The 16,380-nt window shown below is 54.5% G+C and carries 17 protein-coding genes; 7 read left to right on the top strand and 10 right to left on the bottom strand.

Annotated features, from left to right (window positions below):
• Window positions 1–189: 189 nt before the first annotated feature.
• On the top strand, window positions 190–1,527 hold the full coding sequence (locus ACR0EV_RS12360; RefSeq protein ID WP_480800363.1) for an adenylate/guanylate cyclase domain-containing protein: 1,338 nt from the start codon (window positions 190–192) through the stop codon (window positions 1,525–1,527).
• A gap of 153 nt (window positions 1,528–1,680) precedes the next feature.
• Here ACR0EV_RS12360 and ACR0EV_RS12355 read toward each other — a convergent pair whose 3' ends face one another.
• Entirely contained in the window at window positions 1,681–2,592 is a 912-nt protein-coding gene (locus ACR0EV_RS12355; RefSeq protein WP_480800362.1) for a LysR family transcriptional regulator, read from the bottom strand.
• A gap of 104 nt (window positions 2,593–2,696) precedes the next feature.
• Here ACR0EV_RS12355 and ACR0EV_RS12350 point away from each other — a divergent pair, with 104 nt between their 5' ends.
• The 5 genes from ACR0EV_RS12350 to ACR0EV_RS12330 are packed head-to-tail and all read left to right on the top strand — an operon-like array spanning window position 2,697 to window position 5,951.
• The gene (locus ACR0EV_RS12350; protein ID WP_480800361.1) at window positions 2,697–3,464 is read left to right on the top strand and encodes an aldo/keto reductase; all 768 of its coding nucleotides are present in this window, start codon (window positions 2,697–2,699) and stop codon (window positions 3,462–3,464) included.
• A 24-nt stretch (window positions 3,465–3,488) separates the two neighbouring features.
• Window positions 3,489–3,959 (top strand): VOC family protein, encoded by a 471-nt coding sequence (locus tag ACR0EV_RS12345; protein ID WP_480800360.1) that lies wholly within the window; start codon window positions 3,489–3,491, stop codon window positions 3,957–3,959.
• Entirely contained in the window at window positions 3,956–4,165 is a 210-nt protein-coding gene (locus tag ACR0EV_RS12340; protein WP_306199379.1) for a putative antibiotic biosynthesis monooxygenase, read from the top strand. The genes ACR0EV_RS12345 and ACR0EV_RS12340 overlap by 4 nt, the downstream gene beginning before the upstream one ends.
• 20 nt (window positions 4,166–4,185) lie before the next feature.
• Entirely contained in the window at window positions 4,186–5,067 is an 882-nt protein-coding gene (locus ACR0EV_RS12335) for a hydroxypyruvate isomerase family protein (protein WP_480800359.1), read from the top strand.
• Window positions 5,068–5,078: 11 nt separating this feature from the next.
• Window positions 5,079–5,951 carry an alpha/beta fold hydrolase gene (locus ACR0EV_RS12330; RefSeq protein ID WP_480800358.1) on the top strand — a complete coding sequence of 291 codons (873 nt, stop codon included), beginning with the start codon at window positions 5,079–5,081 and terminating at the stop codon, window positions 5,949–5,951.
• 256 nt (window positions 5,952–6,207) lie between these two features.
• Here ACR0EV_RS12330 and betC read toward each other — a convergent pair whose 3' ends face one another.
• The 4 genes from betC to proX all read right to left on the bottom strand — a co-directional run bounded on the left by betC (window position 6,208) and on the right by proX (window position 10,676).
• Complete coding sequence (gene betC / locus ACR0EV_RS12325; protein ID WP_480800357.1) at window positions 6,208–7,704, bottom strand: choline-sulfatase; 1,497 nt, start codon at window positions 7,702–7,704, stop codon at window positions 6,208–6,210.
• A 1-nt stretch (window position 7,705) separates the two neighbouring features.
• Window positions 7,706–8,623, bottom strand: a complete 918-nt coding sequence (locus ACR0EV_RS12320; protein ID WP_480800356.1) for an ABC transporter permease — start codon at window positions 8,621–8,623, stop codon at window positions 7,706–7,708.
• An 11-nt stretch (window positions 8,624–8,634) separates the two neighbouring features.
• Window positions 8,635–9,654 (bottom strand): quaternary amine ABC transporter ATP-binding protein, encoded by a 1,020-nt coding sequence (locus ACR0EV_RS12315; RefSeq protein WP_480800355.1) that lies wholly within the window; start codon window positions 9,652–9,654, stop codon window positions 8,635–8,637.
• Between the two features lie 62 nt (window positions 9,655–9,716).
• On the bottom strand, window positions 9,717–10,676 hold the full coding sequence (gene proX / locus ACR0EV_RS12310) for a glycine betaine/L-proline ABC transporter substrate-binding protein ProX (protein ID WP_480800354.1): 960 nt from the start codon (window positions 10,674–10,676) through the stop codon (window positions 9,717–9,719).
• A gap of 80 nt (window positions 10,677–10,756) precedes the next feature.
• On the opposite strand from proX, the gene ACR0EV_RS12305 reads away from it, so the two are divergent.
• Window positions 10,757–11,716, top strand: a complete 960-nt coding sequence (locus tag ACR0EV_RS12305; protein WP_480800353.1) for a LysR substrate-binding domain-containing protein — start codon at window positions 10,757–10,759, stop codon at window positions 11,714–11,716.
• 231 nt (window positions 11,717–11,947) lie between these two features.
• Here ACR0EV_RS12305 and ACR0EV_RS12300 read toward each other — a convergent pair whose 3' ends face one another.
• The 5 genes from ACR0EV_RS12300 to ACR0EV_RS12280 all read right to left on the bottom strand — a co-directional run bounded on the left by ACR0EV_RS12300 (window position 11,948) and on the right by ACR0EV_RS12280 (window position 16,275).
• Window positions 11,948–12,922, bottom strand: coding sequence for an ion transporter (locus ACR0EV_RS12300; protein WP_480800352.1), 975 nt, complete (start codon window positions 12,920–12,922; stop codon window positions 11,948–11,950).
• Window positions 12,915–14,105, bottom strand: coding sequence for a low temperature requirement protein A (locus ACR0EV_RS12295; RefSeq protein WP_480800351.1), 1,191 nt, complete (start codon window positions 14,103–14,105; stop codon window positions 12,915–12,917). The genes ACR0EV_RS12300 and ACR0EV_RS12295 overlap by 8 nt, the downstream gene beginning before the upstream one ends.
• Window positions 14,106–14,303: 198 nt before the next feature.
• A complete protein-coding gene (locus tag ACR0EV_RS12290; protein ID WP_480800350.1) occupies window positions 14,304–14,957 on the bottom strand; it encodes a DsbA family oxidoreductase in 654 nt (217 codons plus the stop codon).
• A gap of 3 nt (window positions 14,958–14,960) precedes the next feature.
• Window positions 14,961–15,680, bottom strand: a complete 720-nt coding sequence (locus ACR0EV_RS12285) for a glutathione S-transferase family protein (RefSeq protein ID WP_480800349.1) — start codon at window positions 15,678–15,680, stop codon at window positions 14,961–14,963.
• Window positions 15,667–16,275, bottom strand: coding sequence for an NAD(P)H-dependent oxidoreductase (locus tag ACR0EV_RS12280; protein ID WP_480800348.1), 609 nt, complete (start codon window positions 16,273–16,275; stop codon window positions 15,667–15,669). Before ACR0EV_RS12280 ends, ACR0EV_RS12285 begins: the two co-directional genes overlap by 14 nt.
• Window positions 16,276–16,380: the final 105 nt, after the last annotated feature.

The following is a 16,380-nucleotide window of genomic DNA, read 5'->3' as shown; positions in this document are numbered from 1 at the left end:
AGGTTGTTTTGGTCCTCAGAGGGGTTTGGGTCAAAAATGGGTGCGCTTCATCCGCGTTTTTTCGCTCGTTGGTCAGGAAGGTATGAATGTCAATCACGATACACTTTGATATCGTTCAAATTGGAAGCAAAAGCCTCTTCGACTTGCGATGGCAGTGTTTGACTTAATTCCCATTCGGCGGAGCCAGATTTGACCGAAATCGACGCGCAAAAATTCGCAATGGAGGCCGAAAGAAGACTCACAAAGGCCGAACAGCGCGGACTACGCCTGGCGATTGCCTGTCGCACCTTCATTACCGCTGCAGCGTTTTTCTGGTACTTGGGGTCAACACTGTTGTTTCCTGAATTCAGTACGCGCCCAGTCACGACTTTCGCGTTGTTCGCGTTCACTGCAATTGGTGTCACCCATCTCGTGTTGATTGGCACCAGCTATGACAGGCCGTGGATCAAATATACCGTTTACGCACTGGATTCACTGGCGATCTGTTCACTTTTTGCGCTCGTACCCATCAGCAGGGCCGACGACGTGCCACAGATCATCGCGTTCCGCGCTTATGGAATATACTACCTCTTTCCGATTGTAGCATTGTCGTGCCTCAGCCTCTCCTGGCGTCTTGTGCTCTGGACTGGCGGCCTTTGCGTGCTTGGATGGTGGGCGGCATTCATTTGGGTCACGTTGCCGATGGAACGGACGTTGTCATGGGCAGATATGTCTGCGATGGCCACCCGCGAAACCTACGAGACTGTGTTTCTTTCAATTGACTTCATAGGCCGTGGCAATCGCATCGAAGAATCCGGAATGCTACTTTTCGCGACATGCATACTGGCAATTGCTGTATTCAGGAGCCGAGCGGTCTTCTTCGCGCAAGTTGAAGCTGATCTGGAACGCGGTCGGGAGCGCGCAAAGCGACAACATGTCTCGGACCTTCTTGGCAAATACCTGCCGGAAGCAATTGCGAAGAAGCTCATTGACGACAACGCGCCGCTGAAACCTCAGAAATCGTTTGGTACGGCGCTCGTGATGGATATTGCTGGGTTCACTAGATTTTCCTCACAACATTCCCCGGACGAAGTGATCAGACGTCTCGATGTCTTTCTCACGGGCGCGACCGAGGATGTTTCAGCCGAAAATGGGATCGTGATTTCTTATCTTGGCGACGGATTCCTTGTCACATTTAACGCACCGGTCAAAGTCAAATCGCCTGCGAACGCTGCGATAAGAACTGCCGAGGCCTTGCACGCGACCGCGGCCAGGCATGGATTTTCAATCCGGATTGGCATCGCAAGCGGAGAGCTCGTCACAGGCACGATCGGGTCCGACACCCGTCAGTCTTTCACCGTGTACGGAGACCCCGTCAATCTAGCCTCTAGGTTAGAGGCGAAGTGCAAATCGCTCGGTGCGGCGATGCTTTTGAATGCCGCGACCAATGACGCTCTGCCGGGGATCGATCGACTACAAAGCTTTGGTTCAGTTGAGATAAATGGTCTAACCGAACCTGTCGCCGTTTTTGGCACAAAGAGACAGTGATGAATGCCCAAGGGTATACTCTGAGGGATTGAACGGTAAAAACACAAAACTCGGGTCCTTTCCCCTTTCCGAGTTCGCGGAACAAATTTGAGCCACTGTTGGTGGTTATTGAGGCAGTCAGAAACCCAAGGCAAACCGACACGTCTGAGCCCGTCACACAATAATACCTGGGATGTTGCCAAAACCCTCTTCAAGCGCGTCGATGAATGCAGAAAGCCGGCGCGGTTGGTGCCGGGCTGGGAGATATGCGAGGTTCACATCGAGCATCGCTGCCCGCCAATGGGGAAGTAAATCAATCAGATCGCCTGACGCAAGTTCCGACGCAACAAACCATCTGGGCAAAACAGCCGCACCAAGCCCCGATAGCGCTGCGTGCTTTAGCGACATGATGTTGTTTGTCGACATCTTGGCAGCAACATTCAGATCGCATTGCTTACCATCTGAATGAGATAGTCCGACATTTGCCCCTTCAAACGGCGTCAGGGACACGAATGGAAGCTCTTTTGCGCCATCCGGTCTGGAGCCCTTGATTTGTTTCGCAATCGATGGAGTGCCGACAACCAACCTTTCAACCCGCCCTAGACGACGCACGATAAGTGTGTCGTCAGGGACAGGTCCAACCTTGATCCAGCAATCGCATCCAATTTCTGCAAAGCGAATTGGCTCATCCTGCAAATGCCAGTTTACTGTGACTTTGGGATTTGCTGCCTGAAATCCAACTGCGACTGCCGCAAGATGCAATTGACCGAGTGCGACGGGCGCGACGATCCTTAGCGGACCCCTTAGGGTCTCGGTATCGGGCGCATGTTGCTCCTGTAATGTATCCCATCCGGCGATCAACTCGCGGGCATCGGCAAGCACCTCAAGCCCGGTCTCCGTCAACGCCAATGAATGTGTCGTGCGACGCGCAAGCTGGACCCCAAGGCGCTCTTCCAGGTCTTTCAATTGTCGGCTGGCGGAGCCTTGCGAAATGCCCAGATCACGTGCGGCACCACTGATCGTGCCTTTCTCCGCAATGCGAACAAAAGTTTCGAGAAGGGCGAGGCGGTCTAATGGTTTGCTCATGCGTAATGCAGATAACAGATACCCTTATAAACTGTCTACAGAGTATCCCCGGCTTCAATCATCTTACTCCTCAACAGCAACGACTTTTCATGAGGAGAACTCAGATGACCAACAGAACCTTCAATATCGCCAACGACCTGGTTGTGAACCGCCTCGGTTACGGCGCCATGCGTCTTACAGATCAGCCCAGCAACTTTGGTCCCTATCCCGAGTGGGAGCAAGGACTTGCCCTGCTGCGCCGCGCAGCCGATCTTGGCGTGAACTTCTTCGACAGCGCCTGGGCCTACGGGCCAGAACATGCTGACCGTATTGTCGGTGAGGCGCTTGAGGGTCGGGATGTCATCTTGGCCACGAAAGGCGGCGTCGACAAACCAGAACCGAGCAAGATCATAACCGACGGAAGCCGTGACGCATTGCTCAATCAGGTTGATCGAGCCCTCATCAATCTTCGCCGCGACCGAATTGATTTGTTCCAGCTTCACCGTGTTGACCCAGAAACACCCATCGAAACCTCGGTTGCTGCTCTCGCGGAAGCACAAGCAGACGGGCGTATTGGTCATATCGGCCTGTCCAACGTATCGCGCGAACAGCTCGACAGAGCCCTTTCGGTGGCTCCAATCGCAAGTATTCAAAACCGCTTCAATATGGACGAAGCCGACGAAGATAACCTTGTCGACTATACAGCGAGCAAAGGCATTGCCTTTATCCCTTACGGGCCGCTCGGCGCGCATCCAATGCGTCAGGGTGCCAAGCTCGAACCCAAAGAGGCCATCGCTTGGCTTCTGAAACGCTCGCCAAACATCGTTGTCATCCCCGGAACGACGTCGATCCAGCATCTCGAAGAGAACTGGTCGGCATGGGACCTCGCTTAATCGCCTCGATAAAGGAGCAAAAAAATGGCCGCATCAGCACAAAGCACAACCAACCTAGGCAAGCTCACCATGGAGCATGTAATGATCTCCACGGGCGACTACGACGATACGATTTCCTGGTATGTCGACAAGCTCGATTTCGACATTCACCACGAATGGACGGTGCCAGACCTTCCAGGCATCAAGCTGGCCTACCTGAAGCGTGGTGACTTCTTGATCGAAGTTGTCGAAACGCCGGTCGTTTTTCAGGTTCGCAAGACGCCCCGGGACCTTGGTGAAGCGCTTGCTGACCGCGGAATTGGCCACCTCGCGTTTCTAACGCCAGATGTCGACGGTGTTGCTTCAATACTCACTGAGCGCGGCGTTGAAATGGTGGTTCCACCAACAAGTTTCCCTGACGCTGGTCGGCGACTGATCTTCATTCAGGACAACAATGGCAACTTCATAGAGTTCCTGACGCCGCTATCGGAGTTGGAGGGAGAACACGACAAATGACCCAGAACATTCACAAGCTGGCATTGCTGACCTGGGCCGTCGTCTACCCGATGATCACGCTTCTTCTGACCGGGTTGGAGCCCTTTGTCAGCGATCTCGCTACACCGCTTCGCACCCTCATCCTGACTGCATTGATGGTGCCGGCGATGGTCTACGTGGCCATGCCATTTGCAAAATCACGCCTGAAAAACTGGCTTGAACACTGAACGCAAGAAAGGACCTCAAAATGCTAGATCAGACCCAAACCAACCCCGTAACCCCGTCGACGACCACGTTCTCGATGAAGTTTGCACCCCATCTTGGGCTGTTGTCGCCGGACGCGGGCATGTTCCGCCACCACGCAGGCGATGATCCGGTCGATCAGATCAAATTCATGGCCGACCAGGGCTTCACAGCCATGGAAGACAATTGGATGAAGATCCGAGATGTAAACGTGCAACGGCGTGTCGGACGGGAACTCGAACGCCTCGGTATGGAAATGGGCGTCATCGTCAACACAATGAAATACAACGAACCCACTTTTGTCCTACCGGATTTGCAGGAGCGGGAGCGCCTGATGCAGGAGGTCCGGGATACAGCAGAAGTGGCACGCCGTGTCGGTGCAAAATTCGTCACAACCCTCTCCGGAACCGCGCATGGGTCGCTGCCGCGTGACTACCAGACAGCCAATATGATTGAGAATCTGAAATGGGCAGGCGATGTGGCGGAAAAAGAAGGCATCATCCTCGCCGTTGAGCCGATCAATCATAAAGGCTGGGAAGGCGCATTCCTGACTGAGATTGGCCATGCATACCTGATCTCAAGAGCCGTCGGTATGCCGAGCGTCAAAGTGCTTTACGACTTTTGGCATCAGCAGATCCATGGCGGAGACCTCATCGAGAACCTGGAGCTTGCCTGGGATGAGATTGGGTACTTCCAGATTGCCGACAATCCTGGCCGTGTTGAGCCAGGTGTTGGGGAAATCAACTACCGCCCGATCATGCGAAAGATTGCCGAAAAGGGCTTCGACGGGATCATCGGTATGGAGTTCGACAACTCTGTGGCGGGCATGGAGGGCGAGCAGTCCGTCATTGATGCCATGCGCGCGATTGACCCAGCGCACGCATGAAGGGGGCAGACATGACCATTAAGCCTTCCCTAGTTGCGGCGAGCGCGGCAGTTGCGCTCGCACTTGGAAGCACACTCGTTGCAGGAGCAGAAACCATGTTGCAAATCGAAACCAGAACGATTGGTGGGTACGAAGTTGCCTACACAGACCAAGGCACTGGCGAGGTACTTGTACTCATCCACGGGCTGGGTGCAGATCTCAGCCGATGGCGCGAAGTAGTTGGTCCGCTCTCAAAGTCACACCGGGTGATTGCGCTTGATTTGCTAGGTTTTGGACGTTCTGCGAAACCTGACATCAGCTACCGTGGGCAGACCTATGTTGATCAGCTGTTCGCGTTGCTTGACGCATTGGACATTGAAAACGCGACTTTGATTGGCAACTCCATGGGTGGCTGGATCGCATTGCTGGCTGCGGAACAGAAACCCAATCGCATTGAACGGCTCGTACTCCTCGCGCCGGCTTTCGTTCAAGGGCTTCCGGATGGCATGAGCGCGGAAATGCTTGCAACAGGCGCTGCCCCGCAATCAGAAAACGACATGCGGGCTTACCTCGGTCGGGTCTATGCCTATCCTCCCGCGGACAGCGCAACAATTCGGCATCTTTTGCATGAACATCGTACGGCGAATGCGAATGGCGCTATCGAAGCGATTTCACGGTCTCTGGCGGCGGGCGAAGATGTCTTTACACTTGAGCGCTTAGCGCAACTCCGCCAAGACGTACTCATCATTCATGGCGACACAGACGGTATCGTTCCAATAACTGCCTCAGAAACTTTGGTCGGCTTTCTGCCAAACGCTCGATTGTCAACGATTCCAAATGCTGGTCATTGGCCCCAGATCGAAGCGCCAGATGCCTTCCTCAAAGCGATTACAGATTCACGCTAAACAATGGCGGATGAGTTTTCGAAATTCTTTGGCTCTATCGTGAAAGCAGTCTATTGAAGTTCAAAGCCAGACTTTCTCAAAGCAGCTATTCACTCAATGACCTTTGTCCCGCGATCTGTGAATTTGCGGCTCCTCTGATTTTGCGGGTGCAGCGAAAGTCTGGTCTGACGGGCCGCACCGCAGCGGTTCGACCTCCCGAGCAATGGCAGGTTTGGGCCGAGACCGCCGTTACAAATGGTGGCTCAATGGTTTGGGGTTAGATATAGTCGAAAGCCCATTCGTTGTAGCCCTGTTCTCCGCGGTACCATAGGACTTTGTCTGTTTCAGACTCACCGTGGTTCCAACGCTGCTTGACGCCTTGCCCCATTGCCTTGCGAACCAGAGCGCGTCGCTTTTGGCTGAGAACGATGCTTTCCATCAACTCAGCTTCATTCCATTTTTCGGCGACTTCTTGGGTGAATCGGTGGACCAATTCGCGATGGCTCTCGGCATTTGCGAGGTTGGTGCGTTCGTTCGGGTCATTCAAAAGATCAAAAAGCATGATCCCATCATCGGACGAGGAGATGAACTTGAAGTTCCCGCGGCGGATCATGAACATCGGAACCTTTGTCGCCTCGGCCAAATACTCGGCATAGACCGCGCGCTCAGGTGGTGGGTTGTCTTTGTCGATCAAGGACAAGAGGTCCACACCTTCCAATGGCTCCACCGCGTCCTCGATCCCTGCGATACTGTTCAAGGTCGGGACAAGATCGACAAGTGAAGTCAGTTCCTGGACCCGTTGCTGCGCAATGTTGGGGCCAGCGATGATCAGCGGAATGCGCAATGCCTTTTCATAAAAATGCTTTTTGAACCACATGCCACGTTCACCCAGCATTTCGCCATGATCCGAGGTGAAAATGATCACGGTGTTCTGGGCCGCGCCGGTTGCCCGCAAGGCCTCCATGATCCGGGACATTAGGCTATCGATATAGCTGATCGATCCATAGTATGCGCGGATGGCGCGGGCCACGTCCTCATCGCTGAACTGAATACCCAACATGCCGAAATCCTTGAGCAGCCGCACGGAGTGAGGGTCATGTTCGTTTTCTGACAGAGCTCCAACAGCGGGCATGGGGATGTCTTTGTCTTCGTACAAATCCCAGAATTCTTTCCGACATAAATAGGGCTCATGCGGATGGGTGTAGGAAATCTGCAAGAAGAAGGGACGGCTGTCATCGCCTCTGGCCATATCAAAGATATGTTGAATAGCCTTGAAGGTGACCTCTTCATCATAATCAATCTGAACGGATCTCTCGCAGATTCCGGCGATGCGCACCGCGCGGGGATCGTTGGTGTCGCGTTTGCCTTCGTTTTCCCAATTGGGAACCCATGCGAAATCACCGGGATAGAGATCTGCAGTCAGGCGCTTTTCAAACCCGTGGAACTGATCAGGGCCGATGAAATGCATCTTGCCGGACAGGGCCGTTTGGTAGCCCGCTGCGCGCAGGTAATGCGCATAGGTCGGGATTTCGGCCGAAAACTCTGCTGCATTGTCATAAGCGCCGACTTTCGACGCCAGCTGCCCTGTTGCCATCGAAAAGCGGGATGGTGCACAAAGCGGATAGTTACAATAGGCGGTCTCGAACACGACGCCACGCGCGGCCAGATCATCGATGGTCGGGGTGTGGCAGATTATGTCTCCGTAGGCGCGCAGGGCAGAGGCCGTCAGCTGATCGACCTGAAAGAAAAGGATATTCGGGCGAGAGGCGGTCATGTCACCCCCGTCCCATCAGGTTGCGGACATAGCCCACCGGGCCGGTTTCGTACCATTTCTTATGACCACGCTCACGCGACGAAATGCCAAAGCTTTGCGATACACGGTCAATGACGATGGCCAGAAATACGATGCCCAACCCACCGACGGTCGCCAGACCCATGTCCAGACGCCCGATGCCCCGCAGAACCATCTGGCCCAGACCAGTCACGGAAATCATCGAAGACACCACAACCATGCTCAATGCCATCATGATGGTCTGGTTCACGCCGGCCATGATTGTAGGCATCGCCAAGGGCAATTCGACCTTGTAAAGCGTCTGCCGGTTCGAGGCACCAAATGCACGCGCCGCCTCGACCATATCGCCGCGAACCTGCCGGATACCCAGATTGGTCAGTCGCACAACAGGAGGCAAAGCGTAGATGAAGGTCACGATTACGCCTGAGACATTGCCGATCGAAAACAGCATGACGATGGGCACCAGATAGACAAAGGATGGGATCGTCTGCATCAGATCAAGCATGGGCTGCAGGACCGTCCAGAACCGATCATTCTTGGCCGAGTACACACCCAGCGGAATGCCGATCAATGAACAGAAAACAACGCATGTCAGAACGATGGACAGGGTGGTCATGCTTTCTTCCCATGCACCCATCAGACCAATGGCAAGCATGCAGGCCGCCGAGATCAGGCCCAGACGGCGCCCGCCCGCCTGCCAGGCCACCAAAATGATCAATGCCAGAACCAGTAGGTCAGGGGCCTGGGTCAGAGCGTCTTCCAACCCGGTCAGAACAATTTCAAACGGCACCTTGATCGCCTGAAAGATGAACCGAAAATTGGTCACCACCCATTGCAGGAAGGTTTCGACCCAAGTGCCGACGGGGACCCATTCGGTGTCAAAAATATTCCAGATATCCATGGCTTCGCCCCTTACCCGCGCAGTGCGGTCAACGCGTCTTTGATGGTGATTTGCCCGACCGAGGCCCGATCCGGGCTGACAACGGTGACCGGAGACTGGTCCTCCATGAACAGATCAATGATCTCACCCAGTTCAGCGTCGACGCGCACGGTCTTTTCCGTTGTCTCCCGCCCGTTCAGTGGCTCCATGATGGTTTCAGCCCTGACCAGCGCGACACGGCTGATGCCTTTCACGAACTCGGCGACATAATCGTCTTTCGGACTGGTCACGATTTCTTCAGGCGTACCGATCTGAACGATCTCACCGTCGTTCATGATGGCGATGTGATCTCCCATCCGGATGGCTTCATCCAGATCATGGGTGATGAACAGCGTGGTTTTGTGCATATGCGCCGACAGGTTCAGAAACTGGTCCTGTAACTGACGACGGATCAGAGGATCAAGCGCCGAGAATGGCTCGTCCATCAACAAGATTTCTGGGTCGGCTGCCAATGCGCGTGCCAGACCGACACGTTGTTGCATGCCGCCCGAAAGCTGATCGGGGTAGTGGTCGATCCAGCCGCCGAGATCCATGGCTTCAAGCGCTTTGACTGCCGCCTCTAGCCGTGTTTGCAAATCAATGCCGCGGACTTCGAGCCCGAAACCGACATTTTCGCCCAAGGTTCGATGCGGCCACAGTGCCATATGCTGGAAAACCATGCCAATTGTTTCGGCCCGTAATTGGCGAAGCTCCTCTTCGCCCATCGTGTCCACACGCTGACCTGCCACATGAATTTGGCCCGACGTCGGTTCGATCAGCCTGTTGACATGGCGCACAAGGGTGGACTTGCCTGATCCTGACAGCCCCATTATGCAGAAAATTTCGCCCTTCTTGACGCTGAAACTCGCATCGCGAACGCCAAGAACGCAGCCATATCTGTCGCGCACGTCCTCTTTCGAAAGCCCCTCAGCCAGCACCGCCTTCATAGCTTCGTCCGAACGGTTGCCGTAGATTTTCCAGAGGTCACGACATTCGATCTGTGCATCAGCCATTGTCTTGTTCCTTCAAAAAACTGGGGCGGCCGGGGAAGCCGCCCCAAAGTCTTCGGGGAGAGTTAGTTTGCGGCGGCTGCGGCCTCGGCCACCCAACCGTCGAATTGCGCTTGGTTTTCAGCAATCCAATCTGCGGCGTGGCGCTGGAAGTCTTCCAGCGTGTTTTCCCCGTCGCGCAATTTCACTTGCGCCGCGTTGACGGCGCTAATCGGAATGTCGACCAGTTCAAAGAACTTGGCAGCCGCGGGGTTATCTTCGAGGAACTCGTTATTCGCGACGATATAGACGTCGTTCACAGCAAAACCCGCGTCCATTTCACCGCCGGTTTGAACACCGATCTGCACCACGTCTTCACCGGGGACCAAGACGTCGCTGATCCAGTTCGGCGTCCATGTGTAGTACAGGATGGCGCCGCCCTCGTTATAGCGCGTAATAGTGTCCGCCATAATCGCGAAATAGCTTCCTTGATCATGCTGAACGGTTTCGCGCAGGTTCAAATTGTCCAGATGATCCTCAATCGCGATCTCACATCCCCAACCGGGATTGCAGCCCGACAGGTTGGCACGCCCATCGCCATCGGCATCAAACAGGGCCGCAACTGCAGGGTCGGAAAACTGTTGGACGCTGGTTATGCCGTTGGCTTCGGCGGTCTTTTTGTCGATAAAGAACCCTTGGCCCGCCCCGGTTATCCCGGCCTTGACACGCGTCATGGTGCTTTCGCCGCCGGATTTGTCGAAAAAGTCGTTATGCAAAGGCTTCCAGTGATTGAAGGTGTAATCGGCGTCGCCAGACGCGACGGCCAGATGTACAGCCGGGAAATCCGCTTCCAACGTTTCTTCGACATTGTAGCCCAAAGCCTCCAAACCCTGCTGTACGACCATGTGCTGAAACCATGCGTTGGCGGGCGAACCTTTGATAGGCGAGACATCAACACCTTCGCCGGGTTGATCGGCAGCAAATGCCGGAAGTCCAAGTACGGTTGTCATCGCGGCGGAACGCGCAAGATTGGAGAAGTTTATCATGTTTTCCTCCCTGAAATTTACAAGGGCCTGTTTGGCCGGTTTCTTCTCTTAGAATAATTTTTTGTCATCTGAATACAGTTGTGAAGTTCCAAAATACCATCCATAATGTTAACCATTGCGTTATGGCAAACTTGCGCAAAACTCTTACAAAGCTGCCACATCTGATTACATTTGAAGCGGCATGCAGAAATTCTAACTTTACACGGACGGCAGAAGAGCTGGGTGTCACGCGCGTGTCGGTCAGTCGCCAGATTGCCGAGCTAGAACAAGCGCTTGGTGCGACTTTGTTTGTTAGGGACCATAGAAAAGTATCTTTGACTCTGGCGGGCAGAATGCTGGAGGCTGAGGTGGCTCCGGCTTTGCACCAAATTGCGAACGCCGTTCTGAATGTCTCACAGACGTCAGGTGATACCCCACTGACAGTAACCACGACCACTGCCTTTGCGACCTACTGGCTCATGCCGCGTATGGTGGATTTCAGCAATCAATTCCCGGAGGTTGAACTGAACCTTGTAGTCACTGATCGTAAACTGGACCTTGCCGCCGAAAACGTCGATGTTGCGATCCGATATTCCAAGGAAAAACCAACCGGAGACAACGTAACTCCACTGTTGCGCGAGCGCATTTTTCCAGTGATGAGTCCAAAATACTCTCCCAGCACCGCTCTGTCAGAACCCATAGATCTGATGAAAGAGAATTTGCTTCACTTGTCTGGTATCTATCGGGCTGGGGCGCGCTGGCCATATTGGTTTAAAGCCAATGATCTGGTGCTGTCAGCCGAGTCCAGCGGCGTGGCTATGAATACCTATATCAACATGCTGCAGGCCGCGATCGCGGGGCAAGGTATAGCCTTGGCGGGAAACCCATTGGTCGACCCGTATCTCGCTGACGGAACTCTGATCAAGCTGGAAGGCTTCCTGGAAATCGAGCGGGACTATTTCTATTTAATCAACGCTGCTGCAGAAAGGGTAGACACAAGAAAGTTCTGCAGGTGGACAATTGATCAGGCAACTCAGCTAAAAGATCCGCCAATATTATAGTAAAAAGTGCACGTCGTGCTCTAAATCAGTTCGAAATATTGCGCCTGCAGCGAATTACTTCTCTGACGGGCCGCAGCGCAGCAATCGGACTCATGGACCAACGACAGCTTTGGGCCGATCCTTGGCCTTGCAAACGGGTCTCAGGCCCACATGCTGCATCCTCCCCGATGGCAGCAACGAGCCCGGTGCGGACGCCCGATCCAAGTCAATTGAAGTTGTTTCGCAGAAAAGTCAGTCTTCATAAACAGGCTTGGTATTTTGGGTCGTCGGTTGGCCACAGGTGGGGCAGCGATCGACCTGCGGCACGGTTTCAGCATGCACGCGATTTCGTATATGGTCAGCAGCGCGGCGCGACAGGCCCAACTGCTTGCGAACGGCGTCAATAACGGCCTCGTCTGCCTCACAGATATCCCCGTCTTCTAGGGCTTTTCGAAATTCACGTTCTAGGCTTGCGCGTCGGCGGTGCAACTGGTCATTTAGACCGCTTGCGATTATCCCTGCAGGCAATGCGGCCATACCTATGCCGATCACTGTGATCGCTGCTCCAAAGACCTTCCCGGCGACCGTTACCGGGGTCACGTCGCCATAGCCAACAGTCGTAAGCGTCGCCATAGCCCACCACATCGCTGCTGGGATCGAGCCGAATGCTTCTGGTTGCGCTTCGTGTTCTGCCAGCCAAGCACCGCTGGCGGCAAAGATCAGCATCACCATCAGGATGAAGAAGCCTGCAAAAAAGGCGCCGGCTTCTTCTTCGAACACGGCCAGCAACATGCCCAGTGCGGGCGAATACCGCGTGAGTTTGAGTAGCCGCAACATACGGAAGGTTCGCAGAAGACGGAGGTCAACCGGGAAAAACAGGTAAAGCAGCGCTGGCAATATCGCCAGTAGGTCGATGATAGCAATCGGGGAAACGGCCCAGGAAGCACGGGTTTTGTAATTTGGGTTTTCCGTCGCAACCCAGAGTCTGCCCGCGTACTCGATAACGAATACGAACAGAGACAGGCTCTCAAAAACATTAAGCGCAAACCCCCAGCGGTCATAGATAGAGTCGACCGTCTCAAGGATGACGGCGGCGACGTTCAGCGTTATCAGGGCGATCAGCGCCAGTTCCAGCAACCAGGGGCCGGTGGCAGCCCGGTTCGGGCGTTCAAGCCACCAATAAACTCGTCTTCTAAGACCGCTCGAACCCGTCACTGCTTCACTCATGCCGAAACTTCGTCCAGGCGCGCATCAAGGGTATCGCGATTTGCGATAGCAAGGCTGTCCCCCAGATCAGATTGCCAACCAATGAGGGGACATGTGGGACGATATAGAAACAGGCGATTGCCAAAACGATCCCAAACACCCGGACATCCCAGCTCCCGAAATCCGACGCCAAACGGTGTTCGATGACGTTCTGAAGCACCCAAAGCATGGCGATGTAGCCGGCAAGACCGAAACAGCCAATGGCGGCATACTCGGTTGGGTATGGCTCCCAAAACCCAACTTTGACCTCAGCCGCAAGAGCTACGCCGACCATGACGCCGCACAACATCAAGATTAGGTGCGAAAGCCACCAAGTGACTAAAGTTGACACCCTCTTGTCCTTTGGCTTGGCATTGCCGACAAAGTCGAAATAGATCCAACACATGACGAACATCGAAACGCCGCCGATGACGAAGTTGACCAGCACGTCGGGCGAAACTTTGTAGATGCCTTTTTCAGAAAGGGTAACGACAAGTTTAAAGAATCCTTCGCCTAAAACGATCAGTGTCAAAAGGGCAAACCGCTCGGCCATGTGGCCAAGGCGTGGGACGAAGCGCTCAAAGCGCAGAACAGTGACGCCGGGGATCATGTACATCGCCTGCGTGGCAACCATCGCGGCCGCAAATGCCCAATACGCAAGTGGCGCAGGAAGAAACGCCGTGACGGCAAAGATCACCGCAAAGGCCGAGAAGTTGCAGATCTGCGCCGCTGACATCGACTCGCCTGAGGAATTGGCACGCCTGGCGCGATAATACAACGCCGCGATCATGGCCCGGTTTGCGGCAAAACCCAACGCAAAGAAAACCCAACCTTTTCCGTCGATGGCCGGGATCGCCGCGGCCATGAACATCACCGTACAGATCATCACCGACATGATCAGGCGGTGCCAGAAATCAGTACTGACGTAGATCGAGTTGAAAATACTGAGCTCACCCCACGCGTACCAGAGCGTGATAAAGACCCCGGCGAACACAAGAAACCCATGCAGATCGAGGCGATGTGACAGATAGTTGCCCAGCAGGAATATCGTCACGACATGGATCAGATCATAGAAAAGCTCGGCCCAGTGGACATGTTCATGCGCGTGGTCGAGGTCTTGATGATGTTGCGGCTTTCGCCACATGGGGTGGTCATGCAGTGCCATAAATTGGAAACTCTTGAAAGTTGATAGACTGTAGTGGCCGGCATGCGGCCACCTTGATTGAGTTGCTATTTAAAGACGAAGGTTGGCGTGGAGACCATGAGCTTGCAACCCCCGTAACGGTTGTCAAGCGAGGGCATGCCGGAAGACACCCAGCTACTCTCGCGGCAATCATGCAACTCGGGCCGGTACTCACCGGCGTCACGCGGCCCTGTTATCTTGCAGATGTAACAGAATGCGGGCGTAGTTTTCTTCGCCTTGCGCGCCGGTTACAAGGTGACGTTGGTTGAACACCATTGCGGGCACGCCCTGAATACCTTGGCCGATCCAGAACTGTTCTTTCTGGCGAACACTGTCGGCCCGTTTTCCGCTTTGGAACATGGCAAGCGCATTGGCGCGGTTCAGCCCGATGCCTGCGGCCGCGTCGGCGAGAACCTGCATGTCCGAGACGTCCGCGCGGCGGGTAAAGAAGGCCGCAAAAAGTGCCTGCTTCATCTCGTGGCCTTTTCCTAGTTCCGTTGCCCAGTCAATCAACTGATGCGCTCGGAAGGTGTTATACATCCGCATGTCATCGGCGTAATTGAACGTAAACCCCAGTGCTGCGCCCATCTCAGTGAGGCGGGCCCGCGCCTTGATCGATCCCTCTAAAGTGGTCCCGTATTTTGCCGCCAGGTGTTCGCGCAGGTTCTCGCCACACTCGGCCATCTGCGGGTTCAACTCGAATGGATGCCAATGGATATCTAGTGCGATCTGGGCGTCGCGCGCAGCCTTAGCCAGCTGGCGGTAGCCGATCACACACCACGGGCAGACAACATCCGATACGATATCTACGCGGATAGCGGGAGCGTCATGCACAGTTCAGTTTCCTTTCACATCGCTGGAAAATCGCGACGCGTTTTCCTTGGCAAAGGCGCTGGCATCTGCGTTGGCATCCCAGAATTGGGGGTTGGCCTTTGGGATGGTCAACGCGCGCTGCACGGCCGGCCGGGCGTCAATACGGTCGAACCAGGCGTTCAGATGCGACAGGTCAGACACATCCACCCGTGCCCAGACATATGCACGCGCCCAGGGGTACAGCATCATGTCGGCAATGGTGTATTCGTCGGCTGCGATCCATTCACGCCCGTCCAGACGCGCGTTCATCACCTCCATCAAGCGGCGGCTTTCGTCCGCGTAGCGACGGATTGAGAACGGCTCTTCATGGCCATTGGGCGCGGCGATGTGCTGGAAATACATCGCCTGTCCCATCATCGGGCCAACATGGCCGACCTGAAATAGCATCCATTGCATGACCTCGGACCGTTTGACCGGGTCTGATGGCAGGAACTGCCGGTATTTCTCGGCCAAGTGCCACAGGATCGCGCCGGATTCGAAAATCGCGCGCCCTTCCGAACGGTCTTCGATGGTCGGAATTTTGCCGTTGGGGTTAAGCGCCAGATAATCCGGCGCTTTTTGTTCCTGTTTGGAAAAGTTGATGTGAGTCAGGTCGTAAGGGACACCTGCCTCTTCCAGAAAAATGACCGGTTTGTAACCGTTCATCGTACCGGCGGTATAAAGATGGATATCAGGCTGGGACATGTTCCACCTCGGCAAATGTGGTTTTCAGATGCGCGTCAAATCGAGCGAAATCGGCGTCGATTTCGGGGTTCTTCATAACATCAAATGCTGCAAAGGTCGGAAGCGGCCGCATCGCAAAGAACTTTGCGTTCAGGTGCATCGGGCGCAGCAAATCGTCGACGCTACCACCGGCAAAGAACGGCTCGGACTCATTGTTAAACGCTTCTTTCGGGGCGTTAAACGTCACTGAAAGCATGTAAGTCTTATCGCTCAGTGCGCCTCCCATCCCATAATTGGCCTTCGGTGCTTCTGCCGTCCGACCGTCACCGGTACTTAGCCGTCCATCCATTCCAGCGGTGTAAACTTCATCCATGTATTTCTTGAAAACCCACGGAACTCCCATCCAATTCACCGGAAACTGCATGATGACTGTGTCGGCCCAAAGGTGCGCCTCAACCTCAGCATTCGCGTCATAGCCGTCGGCGACGGTTGCCACGCGTACCTCGTGACCCATTGCGCTCAGCACGTCGCGCGCGCGTTCTGTTAGGCTGGCGTTCAACTGTCCGGGGGCGAATTCGTAGGGCTGAGTACCGTTCACGATCAGGATTTTGCTCATGTCCATATCCTATTTGTGTAATCTTGAACCCTTGACTTTCTTCGGGCTCAGAGAGCATTTGATGGTACAGGTGTTGGAAATCAACTAGTATACTTTTAGTAACCT

Source organism: Ruegeria sp. CF8, assembly GCF_056537285.1.
The sequence above is the reverse complement of the archived record's forward strand: the minus strand, read 5'-3'. Positions and strand labels throughout refer to the sequence as shown.

Coding starts and splice junctions, on each gene's coding strand:
- ACR0EV_RS12280 (WP_480800348.1), bottom strand. CDS start 16,275: ATGAGCAAAATCCTGATCGTGAACGGTACTCAGCCCTACGAATTCGCC.
- ACR0EV_RS12295 (WP_480800351.1), bottom strand. CDS start 14,105: ATGGCACTGCATGACCACCCCATGTGGCGAAAGCCGCAACATCATCAA.
- ACR0EV_RS12340 (WP_306199379.1), top strand. CDS start 3,956: ATGACCCAGAACATTCACAAGCTGGCATTGCTGACCTGGGCCGTCGTC.
- ACR0EV_RS12315 (WP_480800355.1), bottom strand. CDS start 9,654: ATGGCTGATGCACAGATCGAATGTCGTGACCTCTGGAAAATCTACGGC.
- ACR0EV_RS12335 (WP_480800359.1), top strand. CDS start 4,186: ATGCTAGATCAGACCCAAACCAACCCCGTAACCCCGTCGACGACCACG.
- ACR0EV_RS12345 (WP_480800360.1), top strand. CDS start 3,489: ATGGCCGCATCAGCACAAAGCACAACCAACCTAGGCAAGCTCACCATG.
- ACR0EV_RS12300 (WP_480800352.1), bottom strand. CDS start 12,922: ATGAGTGAAGCAGTGACGGGTTCGAGCGGTCTTAGAAGACGAGTTTAT.
- proX (WP_480800354.1), bottom strand. CDS start 10,676: ATGATAAACTTCTCCAATCTTGCGCGTTCCGCCGCGATGACAACCGTA.
- ACR0EV_RS12320 (WP_480800356.1), bottom strand. CDS start 8,623: ATGGATATCTGGAATATTTTTGACACCGAATGGGTCCCCGTCGGCACT.
- betC (WP_480800357.1), bottom strand. CDS start 7,704: ATGACCGCCTCTCGCCCGAATATCCTTTTCTTTCAGGTCGATCAGCTG.
- ACR0EV_RS12355 (WP_480800362.1), bottom strand. CDS start 2,592: ATGAGCAAACCATTAGACCGCCTCGCCCTTCTCGAAACTTTTGTTCGC.
- ACR0EV_RS12330 (WP_480800358.1), top strand. CDS start 5,079: ATGACCATTAAGCCTTCCCTAGTTGCGGCGAGCGCGGCAGTTGCGCTC.
- ACR0EV_RS12285 (WP_480800349.1), bottom strand. CDS start 15,680: ATGTCCCAGCCTGATATCCATCTTTATACCGCCGGTACGATGAACGGT.
- ACR0EV_RS12350 (WP_480800361.1), top strand. CDS start 2,697: ATGACCAACAGAACCTTCAATATCGCCAACGACCTGGTTGTGAACCGC.